The organism is Vibrio sp. Isolate34 (assembly GCF_022397915.1).
In the GTDB taxonomy this organism is placed as follows: domain Bacteria; phylum Pseudomonadota; class Gammaproteobacteria; order Enterobacterales; family Vibrionaceae; genus Vibrio.
The window spans coordinates 316,286-337,025 of the sequence record NZ_JAKEUO010000001.1 but is presented as its reverse complement, the minus strand read 5'-3'; the positions used below and the strand labels follow the sequence as shown (position 1 = coordinate 337,025).

Sequence of the window (20,740 nt, the reverse complement as noted above, 5' to 3'; positions counted from 1 at the left end):
ACTGATTGTAGATTTAAGCGGGGGTGATAAAATAGCGCCCAAAATTTAGTGATATTTGGTCATTACAGGTTTTGTAATCGGCGCCACTAAAAGAATCACCTACATAATCAAGGTATTTAAATGACGGTTAAAACTCGTTTTGCTCCTAGCCCAACTGGCTATCTTCACGTTGGTGGTGCACGTACTGCACTTTACTCTTGGCTATTCGCTAAAAACCAAGGCGGTGAATTCGTTCTACGTATCGAAGACACAGACCTTGAGCGTAACTCTCAAGAAGCGGTTGATGCAATTCTAGAAGGCATGCAATGGATGGGTATGGAATGGGATGAAGGTCCTTACTACCAATCTAAGCGTTTTGACCGTTACAACGAAATGGTTGATAAGCTACTTGCTGAAGACAAAGCATTCAAATGCTACGCGTCTAAAGAACTGCTTGATGAAATTCGTGCAGAGCAAGAAGAAAACAAAGAAATGGCTCGTTACGATGCTAACCACCCTAAAATTGTTGCAGCAAATGAAGCAGCAAAAGAAGGTGATGCGTGCGTTATCCGTTTCCGTAACCCTAAAGAAGGCAGTGTAGTATTTGATGACCAAATCCGTGGTCGCATCGAAATCGCTAACAGCCAACTTGATGACCTAATCATTCGTCGTACAGACGGCGCTCCTACTTACAACTTCGTAGTAGTAGTGGATGATTGGGACATGGGTATTACACACGTTGTTCGTGGTGAAGACCACATCAACAACACACCTCGTCAAATCAACATCTATGAAGCACTAGGCGCGCCAGTTCCAACGTTCGCTCACTGTGCAATGATTCTTGGTGATGACGGTGCGAAACTTTCTAAGCGTCACGGTGCTGTTTCTGTAATGCAATACCGCGACGAAGGTTACCTACCAAATGCACTAAACAACTACCTTGTTCGTTTAGGTTGGTCTCACGGTGACCAAGAGATCTTCTCTCAAGAAGAGATGATTGAATTCTTCAGCCTGAACGCAATCAGCAAGTCTGCATCAGCATTCAACACTGAAAAGCTACTTTGGTTGAACAACCACTACATCAAGACTTCTGAGCCTGAGTACGTTGCAAAGTACCTACAATGGCACCTAGACGCACAGAAGATCGATACAACAAATGGTCCAGCGATCACTGAAGTGATCAAGCTAGTTGGCGAGCGTTGTAACACGCTTATCGAACTTGCTGAGCAGTCTCGTTACTTCTACGAAGATTTCTCTGAGTTTGAAGCGGGCGCAGCGAAGAAGCACCTACGTGGTGTAGCTAAAGGTCCACTAGAGCTTGCTCTTGCTAAGGTTGAAGCTCTTGAAGAGTTCACGACAGCAAACATCAAAGATGGTGTGATTGCTGCAGTATGTGAAGAGTTAGAGATCGGCATGGGTAAAATCGGTATGCCACTTCGCGTAGCAGTAACAGGTGGCGGTCAGTCTCCTTCTGTTGATGCAGTTATGGAGCTTGTTGGTAAAGAGCGCGTAATCGCTCGCATCAAGATGGCTCTTGAGTTCATCGCAGAGCGTGAAGCTAACGCTTAATTGAGCAGTTGTTAGATTCAAAAAAGGGTCAGTAACTTGGTTACTGACCCTTTTTATTTGTCTCAAAATTTATTGTCTAAACGATTTCGTTTATTGTCTAAATAACTTTGCTATAGCTGGTCGTCGGCAATCATTTGGGTTGCTTGCGCGGCTGATTTCTTATCGAACAAGATATCCATCATCGCTTTGATGCGTTCCATATCGTCACCAAACTTGGAAAAGTTGCCGCTATTCGGCGCCTTAAACTCTACGTTACCAACGCGCTGTTGATCTTGATAAGCTGAGATCTTTGCGTCTGCCACAAAGGTTCTCAAATCCCAGCTCCAACGAGATACGTAATCTAGCGTGACTTCTTCAGGCTTGTGTTCAGAGCCGTCTGCGACAACTTTACATTTAACTTGATTGTTCAAACACCAATCGAGCATCGAATCAAGAAACACAGTGCGCGTCTTGGTGTCTTCTACGATGGTGATGTTTTTAATGTTGTTCGCTTCTGGCAGTGCGTTTCCTGAATATTTAGGAGCACTACAACCTGCGAGTAAAGTGACAGCAGCAACGGCTAACCAGTTTTTCATTACGTATCCTAGATTTTCTTGAAGATGATTGAAGTGTTGATGCCGCCAAAGGCAAAGTTGTTGCTCATCAGATATTCAACATCCAATTCGCGACCTGAGCCAGTGATGTAATCGAGCTTGCCGCATTGCTCATCGACATTCTCAAGGTTTAGGGTTGGGCTGAACCAACCGCTGTGCATCATCTCTAGGCTGAGCCAAGCTTCAATTGCACCACACGCGCCAAGCGTATGACCAAAGTAGCTTTTCAATGAGCTGATTGGCACTTCACCAAAGATATTCGCTGTTGCGTTACTCTCTGCAATATCGCCTTTTTCGGTCGCAGTGCCGTGCGCAGAAACATAGCCAATCTTCTCGGCTGGAAGTTGTGCATCTCTCAGTGCTTTTTCCATACAGATTTGCATGGTTTCCATCTGAGGTTGGGTCACATGAGCCGCATCGCAGTTGCTAGCGAAACCAATGATCTCTGCGTAGATCTTCGCGCCGCGAGCAACGGCATGTTCATACTCTTCGAGAATAAGCGTGCCGGCACCTTCACCGATAACCAAGCCATCACGCTCGCTGTCATATGGGCTGGGGGATTTCTTGGGAGTGTCGTTTTTTAAACTGGTAGCAAAAAGGGTATCGAAAACGGCAGACTCAGTAGGGCACAGCTCTTCACCGCCACCGGCAACCATGACGGTTTGGTAGCCATGTTTGATCGCCTCATAGGCGTAACCAATCGCTTGGCTTCCAGAAGTACAAGCGCTGCTAGTAGGGATCACACGGCCTCGTAGACCAAAAAACAGACCTACGTTTACCGCGGCTGTGTGCGGCATCATTTGAACGTAAGTGGTTGCTGTGATTGCTCGTGTCGACTTTTCATTCAGCATCACACCGAACGCGCCAACGGCATCAGTACTGCCAGTAGAAGAACCGTAAGCGATACCCGTCTCACCATTGGTCAAAATGTCGTGGCCAATTAAGCCGGCTTGCTCCAATGCATTCTCGGTAGCAACGGTTGCTAGGCGTGACACTCGGCCCATGCCACGCACTTGTTTACGCTTGTAGTGTTTAGGCAGTTGGAAGTCATCAATAGGCGCGGCAAGTTTCGTGTTGAGGCCATCATATTGCTCAAAGCTTGGCATGTATTGGGTCGCATTTTCACAGGCTTTTAGCTTTGGCTCTATCTGTTGCCAGTCGTTACCAAACGCAGTAACGCCAGACATACCAGTTACAACAACGCGGCGGGTCATACTAAGCCTCCATTAACTGAAATCACTTGGCGAGTTACGTAGCCTGCAATATCAGACATTAGGTAACTCACTAATCCTGCTACTTCTTCTGGCTCACCCATACGTCGCAATGGCACTTGAGGGAGAGCATGCTCTTTCACGTGCTCATCAACCATGCCAGTATCGATTAAACCCGGAGCGACACAGTTTACCGTGATTTTACGTTTCGCTAGCTCTAAAGCCAGAGACTTGGTCGCGCCAATCACGCCCGCTTTTGCTGCGGCATAGTTGGTTTGACCGCGGTTACCCATGATACCGGATACCGACGCCAGAGTAACGATTCGACCGCCTTTGCGTTTTTGAACCATTGGCATCACGCACGGGTGAAGTACGTTGTAGAAGCTGTCGAGGTTGGTATGGATCACGCCATCCCACTCTTCTTCCGTCATAGCAGGGAATGCTGTGTCACGAGTAATACCCGCGTTGTTTACCACACCGTAGTAAGCACCATGCTCTGCAATATCAGACTCTAGCTTTTCGCGACATTCGCTGCGGTTGCTGATATCAAATTGGATAAGATGTCCTACGCCACCCAGTTCGGTGATCGACTGTAGAGTCTCTTCAGCTCCCTGTTTGTCTCCCATGTAATGAACGGCGATTTCAAAACCGTCTTTCGCGAGTTGAATAGCGATCGCTTTACCAATGCCTTTGCTGGCACCAGTGACTAAAACCTGACGGGTCATGATGAGCTCCTAGTTTTCATTTCTTGTAATTTTTGTTCGGTCGGCACGTAGACGTTTAGTTGGCATTGAGCCACCAACTCGCCTTGGTCTTCGACTCTTGCGGTAAACACGGCCATACCGCTGTCTTCCATCAGTTGTTCAGCATGGATATCAAGGGTCTGACCTTGAGTAAACTCATCACACAGTGATTTATAGCGACGAGAACCGAGTAAGAATCCGATTGGGGGCGTGGTGCCGTTTTTAAGTGCGTGATATCCAGACCATGCCGCTACAGACTGCGCCATAAACTCGATGCCAACATATGCTGGTACTGTTTGAGATTCGTCATTAAAGAACAGGTTATGGTCACCGATATCGACCTGACAGTGGATCGACAACGCCTCTACGCTGATAGCACGATCGATTAGTATCATCGGATCATCGTGAGGGAGAAGTTGGTCTACAGAAGGGATATCAGTCATTTACTACACCAAAAATCAGGCTAATGTTGTTGCCACCAAAAGCAAACGAGTTGCTTAAGATGTTCTTTACTTTAAGTTTCTGCGAACAGTTTACCAAATCAATCTCAATATCTTCAGCTTTATCCTGACATTTTTGTAAGGGAAGCGGTAAGTCATATTTCAAAATATGCCACGCAATTGCAGCCTCAATCGCACTTGCTGCGCCTAGAGTATGCCCGGTCAATGGCTTGGTAGAACTAACGGGAACCTTGTTTGCAAAAATGCGGTGAATGGCTTTGCTTTCCATTGAATCATTGAGTGGTGTTGCAGTTCCGTGAGCATTGATATAACCAATGTCTCCTGCTTGTAACTGTGCAGAATATAAAGCTTTTCTCATCGCTTGCTCGGCGCCATTTCCCTCAGGGTGGGGAGCTGAAATATGGTGTGCATCAGAGCTATCCCCACAGCCTAATAAGGCAATGTTTGGTGTGTTCGGGTTTGTATTGGTAGCATTCAGTTTTGCTTTGCTGAGCAACATAAACGCCGCTGCTTCACCTATGTTGATGCCATCTCTAGTGGCACTGAATGGTTTACAATGTTTAGTTGAAAGGGCTTCAAGACCATGAAAACCATTGAGTGTCAGTTTACATAAGGTATCCACACCACCGACTAACACAGCATCAGCCATGTCTGAATCTAGCAAACGTTGGGCAGTGAGAAATACACGGCCACTTGATGAGCAGGCGGTTGAGATTACGTAGTTCGGCCCGGTTAATGAGCAGTATTGGCTAACGAACTCGGAAGTGTTCCCTAGCTCTTGTTTTGAGTAGTGATAATGTTCGGGAAAAGAACCTTGGTCGAGTTTGTGCTTAAAAGCGGCCTCACCGTCCGAAATTCCCGAAGTACTGGTGCCGATAACCACTGCAATTCTATCTGCGCCAAATTGAGATTTTGCCTGCTCGATAGAGTCTTCAATTTGATTAAGAGCCGACAGTGCCAGCTGATTGTTGCGAGTGGTATATTGCGCTTGAGCTAGTGGTATGTCTGGTAGCTCACTTGCGATTTTGCCAACGACAGTGTGCTTGCCGTCGTTCAGCATATCGCTCACTTCAACCATGTTTGATTCACGTTCGTCTTTGAGGCAGCCATGAATGTCAGCAATACTTGAGCCTAACGCTGAGTGGAAACCACAGTCTTGGATATAAATAGGCATAGTGTTTAGCTCTTACTTGGGTTATCGACAATCGTTGAGTTCAACGTTTGTATAGTGATGGTGTAGCCTTGGGTCAAATGTTTGAAAACAATATTGCCTGCCGTTTTGTGTGCACCGGGGGCGGCTTGATAATCAATTCGAATGATTGCCTGCTGGTTGTCATCAAACACGGTGCGGCTGTTGTCTGTGTCGACCAAGTGCCAGCCGATATTTTGCAGAGACTGAGCCCACGCTTCTGTTGGCCATAAGGTGAGCATTAAATTAAATAGCACCTGTTCGGGCTGCGGCAGTGAAGCCCCAAGACCAGATAGAACTTGTGTTTCAATGGCTTGGTTTTGGTATTGCAGCGATAGGATGCGCGTTCCCCAAGAGGAAAAACCCGCTAAAACGACCTTCTCGGGGGTGACTTCAACTTGAACAGGCAGCTGCTGGGTAGCGTCTTGCCATGTTGCGCTGATCAACTGGCTCGCTGTCAATGAGTATCCAAGATCCGCAGGAAGAGGTAAGGCTAATTCTGTCTCTTGATCGATTGCGACACTTGCACCTGTCGGTTGTTGAGAAACCATTGAACAGGCGTTGAGTAGTAAGCTTAGCACGACGGTGAGTGCTATCTTGATTGTGTTGTTCATCTAAAGGCCTCGCGAGGTTTGGTTTTTTCTGTGGCCTGTTCGCTGTTGATTGCGAGTGGGGAAAGCAGCCACGCCACAAAAATACCGGTTAACACGGTAATACCGAAGCTATGAATGGCGTGAGTCTGGCTTAACGATAGCAAGCCGAATGAAAGCAATGTCGTGAGGCCTGACAAAGTAATCGCTAATAAGGTGCTTAGTGACTTCTTCTGCTCAGCAAAGAACAAGGTATAGTCGATACCAATCCCTAAAATCAGAATCAAGCCTAGCAGATTAAACAGGTTTAACGTTGAGCCTAAAATGCCCGTGATCGCCAAACCTGCCACTCCGGCAATCAATGACGGCAACAGCATCAACAGACTTTGCTTCACACCGTAACGCCAACCTAACACCATGCCAATAGCCGCTAATGCTATCAATAACAACTCGGTAATCTTAACGCGGTACTCAGCGAACAGAGATGAGATTTCATCTGCTTTATTGAGGTATTTCACACCTTGTTGTTGAGCAAAGCTTGAATCTAACCACTTCGAGAATAGCTCAGAATTAGTAACCTCTTTGATCATGATAACCGACGCCGCTTGGTTATTGATTGGTTGCAACCAAAGTGGGCGAATCGGCTCAGATACCGGAGATGCCAAAAACTCTTCCAGTGTGATGGGGTGGTATTTTGGTAGCTCTGGGAAGCTCGACCAACCGAGTGTGGTTTGCAAGGTCGTGCTTTGGTTAGCGTAGAGCTGCTTAACCAACTGATAGTTGTTGTGTTGCTCTTGCTCACTTGGCAGATGCTGATTGACGCTGCGATAGCCTGAGATAACTTGCTGATCGACCAACAAATCTAATTCCGAGCTGATCAAGGCTAATTTGTTCAGTAACGCCTGATTGTTGTTCGCCGTCACCAATAGCATATTCTGAGCGCTACCTAGGCCAGATATTTCTGAGATGGCTTGCTCTTGTTGTTTGAGTTGTTCGGGCATTGCTTGTAGTTGGCGGATATCGTCGTCGTAACTAACTTGAGTGATTGACGCCAAACTCACCACAGTCACTACCAATGGTAAGCTGATTCTAAATTTGGGTTTACTCCACAAGTTTAGCCATGTGTGCCAAAGGCTAGCCAACGGAAGCGCTCGCTCTTGGCTTGGTTTGAATGCCAATACTGGGTACCAACACACCACACCGGCATACGCTGCAATAAGCCCAATAGATGAGAACAAAGCGAGTTGCTGTAGACCTGGGAATGGCGCAACCAGTAGTCCCAGATAGCCGATCAAGCTGGTGATTAAACCTAGAGTTATCGCAATGAAGATATGCTTTAGACCTTTATCACTATGCCACTGGCTTCCCGCTGACAAACGATCAGTGAGGTAGTGAAAAGAGTAATCGATGGATACGCCAATTAAGCTTGCGCCAAACACCAAGCTAAATAAATGGACCTTACCGAAGATGGCGACGGTACTCGCCAGTGCGACCAATAATCCTGTGCTGATAGAAAGTAAGGACAAAGCAAGCGGCAGCGCGCTACGAAACGTCAGCCACACTAATAGAATCACGCCCGCCAAGGAACCTAAGCCAATGGTGCTGATTTCAGACTTCGCACTTTGGGTTCCGTAATTTGCGTAGAAAACCACACCAGTATGCTGAACTTTGACGTCAAATTGCTTCTCAACTTCTCGTTCTAAAGTATCTAATGCTGGAAGTTGTTCTTGAATCGCTAAGCTATAAGGAGAGCCAGCTAACGTCGCGGTAACAAGAATGTGTGATTTATCTTGTGATTGTGCGGTTAGATAACCCTCTTTAATCCCAAAATTACTCGAGCGGATGCCAACCTCGCTTATATAGTCACGAAATAACAAGAACGGGTCTAAGGTTAACTCGGTCGCTGTCACGCCTGAAAAAGGGTTGTACAAGGATTGAATCACATATTGAGCACGTGATTCTGGTGCATGAGTCAGTGCTTCTTTCTGTTGTTCGGTCAGTAGTTGAGCGCGGTGACGAAAATAGAAGTCACTCCATTGGCTTTGTGTGCTGGCGTTGATCTTGCCTTGAACATGTTTGAAGAGTACTGAACTGTCAGAAAAGGCGTTTTGATTGAGTGATTTCTCAAAGGCTTGGGTTGCAGTCATGGTGCTCTTAATATCAGAGCCACTCAAGATGAACACCACTTGCTCACTCATCGAGTTGGAAATTTGCTGAAAGGCTTGTTCGACCATGGGATCTTGTTGGTTTTCTGGCAGCAATTTCATGATGTTGCTTTCAATCGGTACCGACGAAGAAAAAGCGAACTGTTTGATCAACAGTCCGCTAAACAGCACCACGACAATTAGCCAGACAAGGGCAAGCTTAGAGTTGAAATTGTTGCGCTTCGGCATCTGATAATACTTCCGGTTGATGGCTTAGCTGGTTGAATTCGATCACCGTGCTGTCTCCACGAATTTCTCTCAGCTCAATACGTTCAATATCATTGTTGCCTTGCAGTGTGATGGATTCAAATACCGCGTTCATTGGCGCATTTTTAGGCTTTAGAGTCAGTGTCCATACTTCTGTATTTTCATCTGGGCTCTGCATTTTTGCAGCCTCGAACGACAGAGAGAATTGTTCTTGAAGTTTTTGTGTATCACCGTGGAACACTGATAGGAAAATATGGCTGAAATAAAACGCCATTGGGTTTTCTTTATCGGTGATGATTTTAGCGGGTTGGTCGGCAAACTTTTGGCTCAACTTGTTATCGGTGAGCACCAAGTTCACCGGAAACGGTGTGGTTTGCGTCCAAAGTAGGCCACTTGATTTGTCTAACAGGAATGTACCGTGCGACGTCAGAGGTTGGGCAAACATCTCCATATTGCGCGTTTGAGTAAACTCACCACGAACAATACTGTTTTCGCTGAGTACCGTCTGCAACTCTGAAATAGAGCTGACAGCAGCAGAGTTTTCTTTGGCGCTTACCAGGCCGCTTGTCATCATCACAGTAAGTCCAAGTAGCGCGATATTGATGTGTTTACGGCTGCGTTTAAACAGATTCATGGTTCACCTGTTGTGGGTTAGAGGCCAGAGATTGATGATCAGCTGCGAGAGGTAAGCAGCCAAACTGGTGCCAGTGTTCTACCTTGTCGGTAAACACTTTCGGTGAAGCAAAGCACATCTCTTGCTCTTCAATGGTTACCGCAACCTGCATTGTGTGAGCACGTGTCATGCGAGCGCCTGTTAGAGCATCATGAATTTCATAATCGACGCGCAGGCGGTTTTCCCACTCGGTGAGCTTCGCCGTGACCTTAATCTTGTGATTAAACGGTATCGCCTTAATGTATTTTACGCGGGTATCGATGATAGGCCACATGTAACCTGAATCCTTCATCTCATGGTAGTTGTACTCAATCTTATCCATCATGATGCGTCTTACTTCTTCAAAAAATCGGAAGTAGTTGCCGTGATAGATCACGCCCATTGGATCGGCATCTTGGAATGAGGTGATAAGTGTCACCTCAGATTGTAATGGATGAAGGATTTCAGACATAAATCGCTCTCAACAATATTGCGTAAAGGGTTGGTTACTATATGAACTTAGCTACTTTATGAGGTTAACTACTCTATGAGTAAAGTTCTTTTAGTAAAGTGACCAGTGCTGATTTTGAATACGAGAAATAAAGTGGCGTAGATCGCCTTCAAGCGGGCGGTCCTCGACTATAAACTCAAACTCTTTCAGTACTTCGTCGCGAATGTACTTGAGGTTCTCACTCATGTGGTGCTCATCAAGTTCATTGTGGCGTTTACGAAGTTCAAGCGCTTGCGTACCAGCCAGAAGTGACGCTGCCGCGACTTGTTCTGTCAGTTCAAGAACGCGTAAACAGTCACGAGCAGCAATGGTGCCCATGCTTACTTTGTCTTGGTTGTGACACTCAGTTGAGCGAGAGAACACACTTGCAGGCATCGTGTGTTTCAATGCTTCTGCTGTCCAAGCTGACACGCCGATCTGTACTGCTTTAAAGCCGTGGTTGATTGGCTTACGTTCGCCTTCAGCACCCGTTAGGTTGAATGGTAAGCCGTTGTTGAACTTGTAATCCATCAGCTGGGCTATTTGGCGATCAAGCAGGTCAGCAAGGTTGGCTACGGCAGTTTTTAGTGTATCCATTGCCATTGCGATATGACCACCGTAGAAGTGTCCACCGTGCAGTACTCGCTCATTGTCGCCATCGATAATTGGGTTATCGTTGGCGCTGTTTAGCTCGTTCTCGATCATCTGGCGAAGCCAAGGTAGAGAGTCTTGAACCACACCGATAACATGTGGAGCACAGCGTAGCGAGTAACGATCTTGCAGGCGATCACTGTTACGTGGCGGGCGATCCGCTTGTAAGTCATCACGTAGCCATGCCGCAACTTGCTGTTGACCCGGATGAGGCTTCACTGCAAACAAAGCTTCATCGAAATGGAAATCGTTGCCTTGCATACCCACAGACACCATTGCCGTGATTTTAGTCGATAACTGAGCTAGGTATTCCGCACGTTTGTAGGCAATACAAGCCAGCGCTGTCATTACTGATGTGCCATTCATTAATGCCAAGCCTTCTTTTGGCTTAAGCTTGATAGGGCTAATGCCTAGCTCTTTGTAGACGTCACTGGTTGGGCGCACTTCGCCTTTGTAGATGACATCACGCTCACCAATTAGCGCGGCTGCTAGGTAAGACAGAGGTGTTAAATCGCCACTGGCACCCACCGATCCTTCTTGAGGAATACGCGGTGAGATGTCTTGGTTGATCAGGGTTACGATCTGGTTAAGTAGATCGTGAGTCACACCAGAGACGCCTTGTGATAGCGAACAAAGACGAGTTGCAAGAACTGCTCGAGCTTGCTCGTGAGACAGTATTTCACCTAAGCCACAACCGTGGAAGCGTGTTAGGTGAAGAGGAAGTTCATCAACAAGGCTTGGCGGAATCGCAACCGTACAAGAGTCTCCGTAACCCGTTGTGACGCCGTAAATCACGCCTTCTTCTTTCAGTAGGCGTTCTAAGAAAGCGACACCACGGTCGATCTTAGATGTGAATGCTTCACTTGAGTTCATCGAGGCTTTAGCGCCTTGTGAGATAGCGACAACATCCTCGATAGTGAGGCGTTCGGCACCAAAGGTGATGCTATTTGGATTCTTTTTCGTCATGGTGCTTGCTCAATGTCCAAAAATTAAAAAAGTTGTACCACTGAAGCGGTGCTTGCAGTGTGTAGTGCTGAAGTCGATCTGCGTATTTCTGCACGACTTGCTTTAAAGATTGTTCGCGTGTCTTTCTAGGTAGTTCGATTCTGTCGCTAAAATGCTCGAAATGGACATTAAAGTGCGGCTTTGCTTGTGAGTTGTCACGTAAGCCAAACAGCAAAAATACGGGTGCTTTGAGAACCGAGGCTAACATAAATGGTCCTTGAGGGAACGGCGCTTCCTTACCCAAGAACTCTGCCCATACCGAGCGGCTCTCTTTGCTGGTGGAAGTTCTATCCCCGACAATCACGATCCACTCACCTTGCTCCAACTTTTGCTGCAATAAGATAGCCGTATCAGGCCCCATCGAGGTCACTTGAATCAAGTTTAAGTCAGACTGCGGGTTCACGGCTTTCATAACCGAGTTAAAACGCTCAGCGTGCTCAGTGAACACCAGTGCATTGATTTTGATGTTCGAGTGTCTGCGGCCTAAAGCCCGACACAATTCAATGTTACCTAGGTGTGAGCCTAAAATCAGCACACCTTGCTTATTTGCCACCATGCTCTCGAACTGGTCTTGGCCATGGATGGTGAGGTTCTCTACTGAGAAATCGCCTTTCCATGCCGCAAGCTTGTCGAGCATGGTATGCCCAAACGAAAGCAGATGGTTGTAGCTGGTTAGTTCGCCGGGTAACTCAATATTTTGCTGTTCCGCATAGGCCTTCAACTGAAACAAGTATTGCTCAGAAGCGTTTCGCGCGCGCTTGCCCGTTAAGTGGTAGTAACGCATGACGGCACGCAGAATAAGGTTGAACACACCGCGACCTAACAAGGTATAAATGGCTAATAACAGTTTTATACCTAACACGGTGCCGCGTTCTTGGGTGCGAGACCAGTGCGGTTGCTCTGAAGTTTGCAGTTCTGAATCCGTCGATGAAGCTTGGTAACTTTCAGCAGAATCGGATTTGAAATGGCGAGCAATCAGCTTTGGTGCTCTTGGCAACATGCCGAAGAACAGGCGCGTATGCATCCAACTGATTTTGATGTTATCCCACAATGCATCGAAATGAGAGATGCCGTTTTCAGGATAGATGACTCGAGTTTCAACGAAGTCTATGTCGCAGCCTTCCCAATACAGGCGAACTAGAATTTCGATATCGAAGTCCATTCTAGAGCCAACATCGTATTTGCTAAGTACCGCTTGTGTTTGGTTGATAGGGTACGCTCGAAAGCCACACATGCTGTCTTTAATTGATAAAGAAAGGGTTTCTATCCATACCCAAATGTGTGTCGCGTAGCGCCCGTACAGTCTCGCCTTGGGCACACTCTCGTCGTAGACAGGCTGGCCTGATATCAGACGTTGTGGCTTAGCTTGTGAGGCCTCAATTAATGTTGGTAAGGCTTCAAGGTCGTGTTGTCCGTCAGCATCAATTTGAATGGCGTGGCTAAAGCCGAGTTCGTGTGCTTTTTTGATACCGGCCTTTACTGCACCGCCTTTGCCTTGGTTCTGCTCAAGTGTCACCAAGGTTACGTGTGAGTGCTCTGCAAGAGGCGCCAGAAACTGTTTTGTGGTCAGTTCACTGCCATCGTCGACGATGATGATCGGCAACTCAAAGTGATGGAGCGACGAGATCACAGCAGGCATGGTTGCGCCATGGTTAAAGCACGGGATAAGGAAGCAAGCCTTGTAGCTGCTTTCTTCTGTTGGGTGTTGAGAAGTCGCCTCGACGGGAGCGCTATTCACTTTTTTCTCCCAGCTTCATTTTGCCTGAAGAGTGGGTCTGTTCACCGTTGTTCGAGGTGTAACTAAAGCTCAGCTTGTCTTTGTCAGCATCCCATTTGAGTGATAGCTGGATTGTAGCGTCAGGCAGGATAGGCTCTTGGAACTTAATGACTTCCATACCTTTAAAGAAACCAGGAATGCCTAACTCTTGGACTGCGTAGTGAAGTGCCCAATCAATTTGCGTGACGCCCGGTAGAATAGGGAAGCTCTTGAAGTGCCCCTTAAAATCGGTGATATCTCCGCTAACATGAAGTGTCAGGGTCGATTCATTTTCTACCGTGTCTACAGCAATGATGTTTGGTTTTCTTTTATCCATAGGGCGTGCTTAGAATCCTTGGGCAAATATTGGTTCTTTGACAAAAATATAAAAAGATAATCTCAGTGTAAAATACGATCAGCGGTTTCTATGATTTTATTAGCTGTTCTATGTGAGATGTTAATCGCTTACCTTGGCTGTTGAGGGGGATCTCATCGACAACGCGGTATTTTCTCGGGATTGCGATTGGTTCTAACCACTTTCTGAGTTCTGTGCGCAGCATCAACCAGAATTTACCTTTACTCATGGTCGACAACGTCGCTTGGCCCTCATCTGATAATACCAAAACCGAGGCTAAGATTAATCGCTCAGGCTCCTCAAATGGAATCACCACACATTCGCCTATCCAAGGCAGTTGCTCCAGTCGCTTCTCCACTTCAACCAGTGATACTCGTTTTTCTTCTATCTTGATCACTCGGTCAGTTCGGCCCTTCAATATGAATTGATTCTCCGAGACCATTTCACATTCATCAGCGGTTTGGTACCAGTTATTCTTATCGATGTAGGGCGACAATAACTTAATGCAATTCTCACTGTTGAGACTTGCCTCAATACAGTCAAAAAGCTGCCAAGGGGTTTGAGCGATTTCTTGCTGTCGAAAGGCGATGCCTCCGGTCTCTGTGCTGCCAAACACCTCGATAGGTAAATGACCAAGTAGCTCTCGTGACTGGTGAGCCGACTCGGTAGGCAATGGGCCACCCGAAGAGAAGATTCCTACAAGTTGTACCTTGTTGGTCTCATGCTTTAATCGCTTCAGTAGCGCTGGGCTGCTGATGAGCACACAGTTTTTATTGGCATGAGACAGAATTTGTTCAGGGTATTCTAGGTTGTTTCGAGCAAATGGCACACCAGAGCATAGCGGCCATAAGATTCTAAACAGTAAACCATAGATATGTTGGTGCGAGACCGTACTTTGGACTCGGTTATTCTTGAGTAATTCGCCCCAGTTTTTGTTTAACTGAGCAGTCTCAATATCTAGGTGTTCTAACGTTTTATCTATCGCTTTTGGCGTACCGCTTGAACCTGAAGTAAACAGAGTTAATGGGACTGTTGCCAAATCAATGGTCGTAAGAGCATCGGTTAGAGGCTTTTGTAGTTCGGTGCTTGAGTCCAATAAGGTTTGGATATTGCGAACGTCACTCACCTCAACTTCGCCAATTGAGTCATCAACTAGCAGGCAATCAAACTGTTCATTTAACTCCGCAAGTGCACAAGGTTGGTAGTTACCCGGTAAAATGATGTGTTTGTTAGCTGCTGCACACGCCAAAAATGCTATCGAAAATAGGTAGCTATCTTGGGTGCAAATCGCAACTCGTTGAAAAGGGGATGAAGATAAAAGGTGCACGAGTTGAGATAAGTCGTCGTTAAAGGCTTGCCACGTAATCTCACTATTGTCGTCAAAGCAGACAATAGATTCAGGGGCTCTGTTCTGGCTGAGAAGTTCAGACAACGAGGTGTAAGATACGGTTTGGGTCATAACAATTTAACTCTGACGAATGCGTTGTCTCACTATCCATTCCCCGGCAAAGAGCACCCCTGCAAACAGATAGCTGAGTAAGCCATTGTAGAGGGTCCATACTTCTAGCGGTTGGAAGCAGGTGTAAAAAGCAATAGAGCCGTTGATAACGAAGAACAAGCACCAGACTTTGGTGACTTTTCTGGTGTAATCAATGCCACTTTGTGGAAGATCAGGCTCTTGAAGGCGAGCAAGACGTTCGATAATCGTTTGTGGTTGCCATAGGCTTGAAGCAAATACAGCCAGCATACAAACATTAACGATAACGGGATAATAGGTTAGCCAGCCATGCTGCTTAAAGGCTAAACCTAATGTCAGCAGAACAATACCAGCACTTCCACTGATCCAAGCTAGGTGTTTTAGCTCTTTGATTTTTGCCTGGCCGCCGGTAAAAATGCGAACAGCAAAGATAACGGCCAACACGATACCCACGGTTTGCAGGCCAAACTTGTTGAGTCCAAAGTAAACCGCTATTGGATATGTGAAAAGTATGATTGCCGACAGCAAAGTCAGCAGAGGACGCATTATGCGTCCTTCAATAGTTCAACCACAGACTCTACAACGTCATTAACGGTGCGTACTGCTTTGAACTCTTCAGGCTTGATCTTCTTACCTGTTACGTTCTGTAGATGAACGACCAAATCAACCGCGTCAATGCTGTCTAGGTCTAGATCAAGATAAAGATGAGCTTCCGGCGTGATATCTTCAGCATCAAGCTCGAACAGCTCAATCAGCGCATCTTTAACTTGGTTGTATACTTCTTGTTGGTTCGCTTGTGTCATAAAGATCTGTCTAGTTGTTCGTTTGAGATGAGATGTAATACGCTAGGTTTGCAACCGATGCAAAATGCTCGCGAGTGTTTGAATCATCAGCATCAATTACGATGTTGTACTTCTTCTTGATAGCAAGGCCAAGTTCTAGTGCATCAATAGAATCTAGTCCTAGTCCATCACCAAACAGTGGAGCTTCCGTTTCAATCTCATCAATGCTCATGTCTTCAAGATTTAATGCGTCGATGATCAGTTGTTTCAGTTCGTTGTGTAATGTTTCCACTTTGGCCTACTTAATGCTTTGTCTACATGCTGCTTTAAGGGGGCGATTCTACATTATATGAGGTATTTTCGAAATGCCGATATCGCCTGTTATGTTATTGATACGCTAAATGTTTTCTTCGGAAGGGAAAATTGTTTGTGCAAGATGACGATTAAGGCGTCTTGCTGCCGAAGTTAAATTATTTGAGCCTTCAATAAATGGTGCGACTTCTATTTTACCTTTCACCGCGACATGAAAAAAGGGTTTCGTAGCAGGAACTTGATACCATTTTTTTTCTTTCGTTAAAAATGTCGGAGAAACTGTAATATGAATCACGCGTAAATCGGTTTGTGTTCGAGTCGCGATTTGCGCTGCACCACGTTGTAAGGATGGTTCAATTCCGGGTGTTGTGCGAGTTCCTTCGGGAAAAACAAGCAGTACGTTTCCACGAGAAAAACGTTCTTCACAGCGTTCTAAAAGATCGTCAGGTGCTTGGTTGGGAATATATCCAGCGGCTTTGACGATCCTCTTCATAAACGGGTTTTCCCAAATGGCCGCTTTAACGAGGCAATCACATTGGGGAAGTTGCGAGGCGATCAGTACATAGTCAATCAAACTTGGGTGATTGGCGACGATGATGCAGTTGCGATCTTCTCGCAGTAGTTCCGCGCCATCAATTCGGTAATCAATCGCGCCTGTGAATTTCATGATCTGGCAGAAGGCATTGAATGAGAAGCGAATCAATCGTTGAGCTCTGAGCTCTCGCTGAATGGTGTTAGGAGTGATGAGCGCGATAGATGGCAAGATCAAGAAGCTGAGAACTAGGCCTCCCAAGCCGAAGATGGTAAAGCAGAGGCCTGTCGCGAATACTCGCCAATATTGGTCGACCTTGCTCATTATAGTTCTCCGGCTTTCGCGTTGTTTATCCAAGTCCAATCTTGATGCTTACCTGCTATGGTCCAGCTCTGTGAACCTAGAAGGATATTTTGTAGCGCCTGCAAGCCTTGTGGTAAAGGAGTGGCTGAGCTTTCGTTAGCTACAGATCTTGATATTGAGTAATCACTTCCGGAGGTGAGCACTAACCCTAGCGCATAGTCGGCATAATTTTGAGCTTCGAACTCTTGATAGAGCTCAGGTAAAGGCTGGTCGAAATCGATAACTAACACACGATGCGATGGATATTGATTCAGGTAAAGATAGGCTTCAATCAAAGCGTTGTGGAAAGTATCTTGGCCGGCCGCGATAGAGGTCAGAGGGATTGGTGCTTTCGCTGCGATGGTAGTTAACCCTGCGGCTGTATTATGCACGGACTGTGAAAACGCCATTGGTGAGGCATCGTCACCTTCTAATATCGACTGAATCAAAGTGGCGGTTCGATGCAACTCACCATGTCGGCTAGCAAAGACCAGATAATCAATCGAGGTGTCTTTTAATAGGGTTAACGCGGTTTGGACAGCAAGTTTGCTTTGCACACTCATTCGGCGGCGCATCATTGGAGGAATAGCTTTAAATTCAGTTGAGCCATCTTGTGGCCAATCTAAATTAGTGCTCCACGCTTGCCATTCAGCAATAGAATTGAGCCCCGCTGAATTTGCAGACCATTTCTCAATATTAAACGACATTAATTTGGATTGATTTGACATAGAGTATTGATTTGCTTTGGGTCTAACTAAATACTATGCGTGCTTATAAATAAACACAGATAAGGAATTTAAATGAAATTACTAAAAATAGCCGTTTCAATGTTATTCATATTCGTTCTTGCAGGGTGTGGACGTGTCCAACCTGTAATGAATGTTGAGGATACTCCAGTTGCACTTAATCTTCAAAGTAAACAGGTGAAATCAGCTATTTATGAGTCGGCTGAGAATCGAGGCTGGTTGGTTTCAGAAATAAAACCGGGCTTGATCCGTGCAGAGCTGTATGTTCGCTCACACCATGCTGTGGTTGAAATTCCTTATAGCGACAAGTTTTACTCTATTCTTTACGTTGAATCAGAGAATTTGAAGTATGACGATGGTGAAATACACCGTAATTACAACCGCTGGGTTAATAACTTAAACGTTGATATTAAACGTAAGCTTGCACAAATGGCTGCAGAGTAACCCTCTATTATTTTAAAGTTAGGTTTTTCGTGTCGGAATATAAATTAGATCCATTCAATGCATTAGAAGCAAAAACAGAAGCTCAAAAATTGTCTTTCGCTCCGATTGTTTTTCATACTGCTCGTACACTTCGTGATTTAGGTATTTTAAAAGCCTTAGATGATGCGGGCAGTGATGGTTTACCAGCAGAGACTATCTCTGAATCGACCGGTGTCTCTGAGTACGGCGTGAAAGTCCTGCTCGATATGGCGTTAAGTGCTCATATTGTGACTTGGGAAAAGCCTAACTACAAAATGGCTAACCTTGGTTTCTACCTTCTGCACGATGGTATGACGAACGCAAACATGGATTTCACAGCCGATGTTTGTTATGCCGCGATGATGCATCTAACAGAAGCGATTGAAGAAGGCACACCTGCAGGCTTGAAAGAGTTGGGTGATTGGGAAACCATTTACCAAGGCTTGTCTCAATTGCCAGAAAAAGCAAAAGAGAGTTGGTTCAAGTTTGATCACTTCTATTCGGATCGCTCGTTCCCTGTATTGCTCGAGAAGGTCTTCAGCAAGAAACCTAAGTCGCTGGTGGATATCGGCGGCAACACGGGTAAGTGGGCGATGCAATGCTGCAACCACGATGCGGACGTTGAAGTCACCATTGTCGATCTTCCGCTGCAGCTAGAAATGGCAATGGCAAACGCTAAACAACATGGTCATCAAAACAGAGTGACGCCATTCCCTGCCAACATGCTCGACAAACAGCAAGCGTTGCCAACAGGGGCTGATGTGTGGTGGATGAGCCAATTCCTTGATTGCTTCTCGCCAATGGAGATTCTGAGCATATTAAAGCGTGTTCGCTCTCATATGTCAGAAGAAGCGACTGTCTATATCCTTGAACTGTTTTGGGATGCACAGAAATACGATGCGGCTTCCTATAGCTTAAACGCGACGTCTCTCTACTTTACCTGCTTGGCCAATGGCAACAGCCGTTTTTACCGCAGTGAAGACTTCCTAGAGATCGTTGAAGAAGCTGGCTTTGAAGTGGTGACACGTACCGACGATATCGGTCTTGGTCATACACTGCTTGAATTGAAAGCTGGCGCGCAATAAAAAATAACAAACATGGCTTAAATTAATGAAAAAACTGTCAACTCAAGTTGTGATCATCGGCGCTGGACCATCAGGGTCTATTGCTGCGTCTTTGCTTCATATAAAAGGCATCGATGTTCGAATGATTGAAAAGAGCGTTTTCCCGCGCTTTTCTATTGGTGAAAGCCTATTACCCGCTTGTATGGAAGTGATTGAACAGGCTGGGATGACTGACGCAGTAATCAACGCTAACTTCCAATACAAAGATGGCGCTGCCTTTCGCAAAAATGGCGTGTACACCGCGTTTAATTTTGAAGATAAGTTCTCTACTGGGCCAGGAACCACGTTTCAGGTTCAGCGCGGCGACTTTGATAAGGTGTTAGCAGACACTGCCGAGGCACAAGGTGTTGCCATTGATTATCAACATGAGTTGATGGGCATTAACTTCACTGAAGACAGCACCATTTTAGACGTACAAGTGCTTGATGGAGAACGCTATCAGCTAGAGGCTCAGTATGTGCTGGACGGCAGTGGTTTTGGTCGCGTGCTGCCTAAGATGCTTGATTTGGAAGAGCCATCATCGCTTCCTCCACGCAAAGCTATTTTTACGCACATTAACGACCATATTTCTGCGACGGAGAGCGACCTTGAATATGATCGAAACAAAATTCTGATCTCGGTGCACCCGACCAATCCTGACGTTTGGTATTGGTTGATCCCGTTTAGTAACGGAGTGTCTTCGTTTGGTGTAGTCGGGGAGCCTAAGTTCTTTGAATCTTACCCACAAGACAAGATTGCCGCGATTAAGCAATTGGCAATGGAAGAGCCGGGTTTGGCTGAAATACTGGCCAACGCTGAGTACCCAAATCCTGCAGGTGAAATCGGTGGTTATTCAGCTAACGTGAAGCATCTTGCGACAGACAAATACGCATTGCTTGGTAATGCGGGTGAGTTCCTTGATCCTGTGTTCTCATCGGGCGTGACGATTGCGATGAAGTCGGCTCAATTTGCGGTTGAGTGTGTGGAAAAGCAGCTTAACGGTGAGAAGGTTGATTGGGAGCGCGATTATGCCGATCCGTTGATGGTTGGCGTAAACACCTTTAGAACGTATGTTGAAGGATGGTACTCAGGTACCTTGCAAGATGTGATTTTCTATCAAGATCCAAACCCGAAGATTAAGCAGATGGTGTGCTCAATTCTGGCGGGTTACGCATGGGATCAAGCCAACCCTTATGTGAAAGAGTCTAAGCGCCGATTGGCGACACTGGCTGAGATATGCCGAAGCTAGGTAGTCGATTTAGCGTATGGACAACATGCTAAAGCGCTAAGTTAACTAGCCTAAAAGTAAAAACAGCCGCAATTGCGGCT

The 20,740-nt window shown here is 46.1% G+C and carries 22 protein-coding genes; 4 read left to right on the top strand and 18 right to left on the bottom strand.

The annotated features are described in order from the left end of the window. Positions 1-120: 120 nt before the first annotated feature. Complete coding sequence (gene gltX / locus L1D22_RS01540) at positions 121-1,548, top strand: glutamate--tRNA ligase (RefSeq protein ID WP_239828481.1); 1,428 nt, start codon at positions 121-123, stop codon at positions 1,546-1,548. A 110-nt stretch (positions 1,549-1,658) separates the two neighbouring features. Here the strand turns inward: gltX and L1D22_RS01535 are convergent, their stop codons facing one another. The 18 genes from L1D22_RS01535 to L1D22_RS01450 all read right to left on the bottom strand — a co-directional run bounded on the left by L1D22_RS01535 (position 1,659) and on the right by L1D22_RS01450 (position 17,828). Beyond that, a complete protein-coding gene (locus L1D22_RS01535) occupies positions 1,659-2,123 on the bottom strand; it encodes an Sbal_3080 family lipoprotein (RefSeq protein WP_102424520.1) in 465 nt (154 codons plus the stop codon). A gap of 8 nt (positions 2,124-2,131) precedes the next feature. Next, the gene (locus tag L1D22_RS01530) at positions 2,132-3,355 is read right to left on the bottom strand and encodes a beta-ketoacyl-ACP synthase (RefSeq protein ID WP_239828480.1); all 1,224 of its coding nucleotides are present in this window, start codon (positions 3,353-3,355) and stop codon (positions 2,132-2,134) included. Continuing rightward, a complete protein-coding gene (locus L1D22_RS01525; RefSeq protein WP_239828479.1) occupies positions 3,352-4,077 on the bottom strand; it encodes a 3-ketoacyl-ACP reductase FabG2 in 726 nt (241 codons plus the stop codon). The genes L1D22_RS01530 and L1D22_RS01525 overlap by 4 nt, the downstream gene beginning before the upstream one ends. Beyond that, positions 4,074-4,538, bottom strand: coding sequence for a hotdog family protein (locus L1D22_RS01520; protein ID WP_239828478.1), 465 nt, complete (start codon positions 4,536-4,538; stop codon positions 4,074-4,076). Before L1D22_RS01520 ends, L1D22_RS01525 begins: the two co-directional genes overlap by 4 nt. Continuing rightward, a complete protein-coding gene (locus L1D22_RS01515; protein WP_239828477.1) occupies positions 4,531-5,730 on the bottom strand; it encodes a beta-ketoacyl-[acyl-carrier-protein] synthase family protein in 1,200 nt (399 codons plus the stop codon). Before L1D22_RS01515 ends, L1D22_RS01520 begins: the two co-directional genes overlap by 8 nt. Positions 5,731-5,735: 5 nt before the next feature. Then, positions 5,736-6,359, bottom strand: coding sequence for a DUF3261 domain-containing protein (locus L1D22_RS01510; RefSeq protein WP_239828476.1), 624 nt, complete (start codon positions 6,357-6,359; stop codon positions 5,736-5,738). Then, a complete protein-coding gene (locus L1D22_RS01505; RefSeq protein WP_239828475.1) occupies positions 6,356-8,728 on the bottom strand; it encodes an MMPL family transporter in 2,373 nt (790 codons plus the stop codon). Before L1D22_RS01505 ends, L1D22_RS01510 begins: the two co-directional genes overlap by 4 nt. Further along, positions 8,700-9,380, bottom strand: coding sequence for an outer membrane lipoprotein carrier protein LolA (locus L1D22_RS01500; protein WP_239828474.1), 681 nt, complete (start codon positions 9,378-9,380; stop codon positions 8,700-8,702). Before L1D22_RS01500 ends, L1D22_RS01505 begins: the two co-directional genes overlap by 29 nt. After that, positions 9,367-9,870: an acyl-CoA thioesterase gene (locus tag L1D22_RS01495; protein WP_239828473.1), complete on the bottom strand. Its 504-nt coding sequence runs from the start codon at positions 9,868-9,870 to the stop codon at positions 9,367-9,369. Before L1D22_RS01495 ends, L1D22_RS01500 begins: the two co-directional genes overlap by 14 nt. Before the next feature lie 90 nt (positions 9,871-9,960). Further along, positions 9,961-11,505 carry an aromatic amino acid ammonia-lyase gene (locus L1D22_RS01490; protein WP_239828472.1) on the bottom strand — a complete coding sequence of 515 codons (1,545 nt, stop codon included), beginning with the start codon at positions 11,503-11,505 and terminating at the stop codon, positions 9,961-9,963. Beyond that, positions 11,483-13,282 carry a glycosyltransferase family 2 protein gene (locus L1D22_RS01485; protein WP_239828471.1) on the bottom strand — a complete coding sequence of 600 codons (1,800 nt, stop codon included), beginning with the start codon at positions 13,280-13,282 and terminating at the stop codon, positions 11,483-11,485. Before L1D22_RS01485 ends, L1D22_RS01490 begins: the two co-directional genes overlap by 23 nt. Next, positions 13,275-13,637: a 3-hydroxyacyl-ACP dehydratase gene (locus L1D22_RS01480; RefSeq protein WP_239828470.1), complete on the bottom strand. Its 363-nt coding sequence runs from the start codon at positions 13,635-13,637 to the stop codon at positions 13,275-13,277. The genes L1D22_RS01485 and L1D22_RS01480 overlap by 8 nt, the downstream gene beginning before the upstream one ends. Before the next feature lie 88 nt (positions 13,638-13,725). Then, on the bottom strand, positions 13,726-15,114 hold the full coding sequence (locus L1D22_RS01475; protein WP_239828469.1) for an AMP-binding protein: 1,389 nt from the start codon (positions 15,112-15,114) through the stop codon (positions 13,726-13,728). Positions 15,115-15,120: 6 nt separating this feature from the next. Next, entirely contained in the window at positions 15,121-15,678 is a 558-nt protein-coding gene (locus tag L1D22_RS01470; RefSeq protein WP_239828468.1) for a septation protein IspZ, read from the bottom strand. After that, entirely contained in the window at positions 15,678-15,935 is a 258-nt protein-coding gene (locus tag L1D22_RS01465) for an acyl carrier protein (protein ID WP_004739745.1), read from the bottom strand. Before L1D22_RS01465 ends, L1D22_RS01470 begins: the two co-directional genes overlap by 1 nt. A gap of 10 nt (positions 15,936-15,945) precedes the next feature. Then, positions 15,946-16,206 (bottom strand): phosphopantetheine-binding protein, encoded by a 261-nt coding sequence (locus L1D22_RS01460; RefSeq protein ID WP_239828467.1) that lies wholly within the window; start codon positions 16,204-16,206, stop codon positions 15,946-15,948. Between the two features lie 105 nt (positions 16,207-16,311). After that, positions 16,312-17,082 carry a lysophospholipid acyltransferase family protein gene (locus L1D22_RS01455; protein ID WP_239828466.1) on the bottom strand — a complete coding sequence of 257 codons (771 nt, stop codon included), beginning with the start codon at positions 17,080-17,082 and terminating at the stop codon, positions 16,312-16,314. Beyond that, on the bottom strand, positions 17,082-17,828 hold the full coding sequence (locus L1D22_RS01450) for a beta-ketoacyl synthase chain length factor (protein ID WP_239828465.1): 747 nt from the start codon (positions 17,826-17,828) through the stop codon (positions 17,082-17,084). Before L1D22_RS01450 ends, L1D22_RS01455 begins: the two co-directional genes overlap by 1 nt. A gap of 72 nt (positions 17,829-17,900) precedes the next feature. Here L1D22_RS01450 and L1D22_RS01445 point away from each other — a divergent pair, with 72 nt between their 5' ends. From L1D22_RS01445 to L1D22_RS01435, 3 genes are read left to right on the top strand one after another with little or no spacing between them, the layout of a single operon-like run. Then, positions 17,901-18,290, top strand: coding sequence for a hypothetical protein (locus tag L1D22_RS01445; RefSeq protein ID WP_019824137.1), 390 nt, complete (start codon positions 17,901-17,903; stop codon positions 18,288-18,290). Between the two features lie 29 nt (positions 18,291-18,319). Further along, complete coding sequence (locus tag L1D22_RS01440; RefSeq protein WP_239828464.1) at positions 18,320-19,393, top strand: methyltransferase; 1,074 nt, start codon at positions 18,320-18,322, stop codon at positions 19,391-19,393. 25 nt (positions 19,394-19,418) lie between these two features. After that, positions 19,419-20,660 (top strand): NAD(P)/FAD-dependent oxidoreductase, encoded by a 1,242-nt coding sequence (locus L1D22_RS01435; RefSeq protein WP_239828463.1) that lies wholly within the window; start codon positions 19,419-19,421, stop codon positions 20,658-20,660. Positions 20,661-20,740 lie beyond the last annotated feature (80 nt).

Bases quoted from the DNA above. Each gene is read 5' to 3' on its own strand.
- L1D22_RS01450 (WP_239828465.1), bottom strand. From the start codon at position 17,828: ATGTCAAATCAATCCAAATTAATGTCGTTTAATATTGAGAAATGGTCT.
- L1D22_RS01530 (WP_239828480.1), bottom strand. From the start codon at position 3,355: ATGACCCGCCGCGTTGTTGTAACTGGTATGTCTGGCGTTACTGCGTTT.
- L1D22_RS01495 (WP_239828473.1), bottom strand. From the start codon at position 9,870: ATGTCTGAAATCCTTCATCCATTACAATCTGAGGTGACACTTATCACC.
- L1D22_RS01500 (WP_239828474.1), bottom strand. From the start codon at position 9,380: ATGAATCTGTTTAAACGCAGCCGTAAACACATCAATATCGCGCTACTT.
- L1D22_RS01445 (WP_019824137.1), top strand. From the start codon at position 17,901: ATGAAATTACTAAAAATAGCCGTTTCAATGTTATTCATATTCGTTCTT.
- L1D22_RS01465 (WP_004739745.1), bottom strand. From the start codon at position 15,935: ATGACACAAGCGAACCAACAAGAAGTATACAACCAAGTTAAAGATGCG.
- L1D22_RS01480 (WP_239828470.1), bottom strand. From the start codon at position 13,637: ATGGATAAAAGAAAACCAAACATCATTGCTGTAGACACGGTAGAAAAT.
- L1D22_RS01435 (WP_239828463.1), top strand. From the start codon at position 19,419: ATGAAAAAACTGTCAACTCAAGTTGTGATCATCGGCGCTGGACCATCA.
- gltX (WP_239828481.1), top strand. From the start codon at position 121: ATGACGGTTAAAACTCGTTTTGCTCCTAGCCCAACTGGCTATCTTCAC.
- L1D22_RS01515 (WP_239828477.1), bottom strand. From the start codon at position 5,730: ATGCCTATTTATATCCAAGACTGTGGTTTCCACTCAGCGTTAGGCTCA.
- L1D22_RS01525 (WP_239828479.1), bottom strand. From the start codon at position 4,077: ATGACCCGTCAGGTTTTAGTCACTGGTGCCAGCAAAGGCATTGGTAAA.
- L1D22_RS01490 (WP_239828472.1), bottom strand. From the start codon at position 11,505: ATGACGAAAAAGAATCCAAATAGCATCACCTTTGGTGCCGAACGCCTC.
- L1D22_RS01470 (WP_239828468.1), bottom strand. From the start codon at position 15,678: ATGCGTCCTCTGCTGACTTTGCTGTCGGCAATCATACTTTTCACATAT.
- L1D22_RS01535 (WP_102424520.1), bottom strand. From the start codon at position 2,123: ATGAAAAACTGGTTAGCCGTTGCTGCTGTCACTTTACTCGCAGGTTGT.
- L1D22_RS01455 (WP_239828466.1), bottom strand. From the start codon at position 17,082: ATGAGCAAGGTCGACCAATATTGGCGAGTATTCGCGACAGGCCTCTGC.
- L1D22_RS01520 (WP_239828478.1), bottom strand. From the start codon at position 4,538: ATGACTGATATCCCTTCTGTAGACCAACTTCTCCCTCACGATGATCCG.
- L1D22_RS01505 (WP_239828475.1), bottom strand. From the start codon at position 8,728: ATGCCGAAGCGCAACAATTTCAACTCTAAGCTTGCCCTTGTCTGGCTA.
- L1D22_RS01510 (WP_239828476.1), bottom strand. From the start codon at position 6,359: ATGAACAACACAATCAAGATAGCACTCACCGTCGTGCTAAGCTTACTA.
- L1D22_RS01475 (WP_239828469.1), bottom strand. From the start codon at position 15,114: ATGACCCAAACCGTATCTTACACCTCGTTGTCTGAACTTCTCAGCCAG.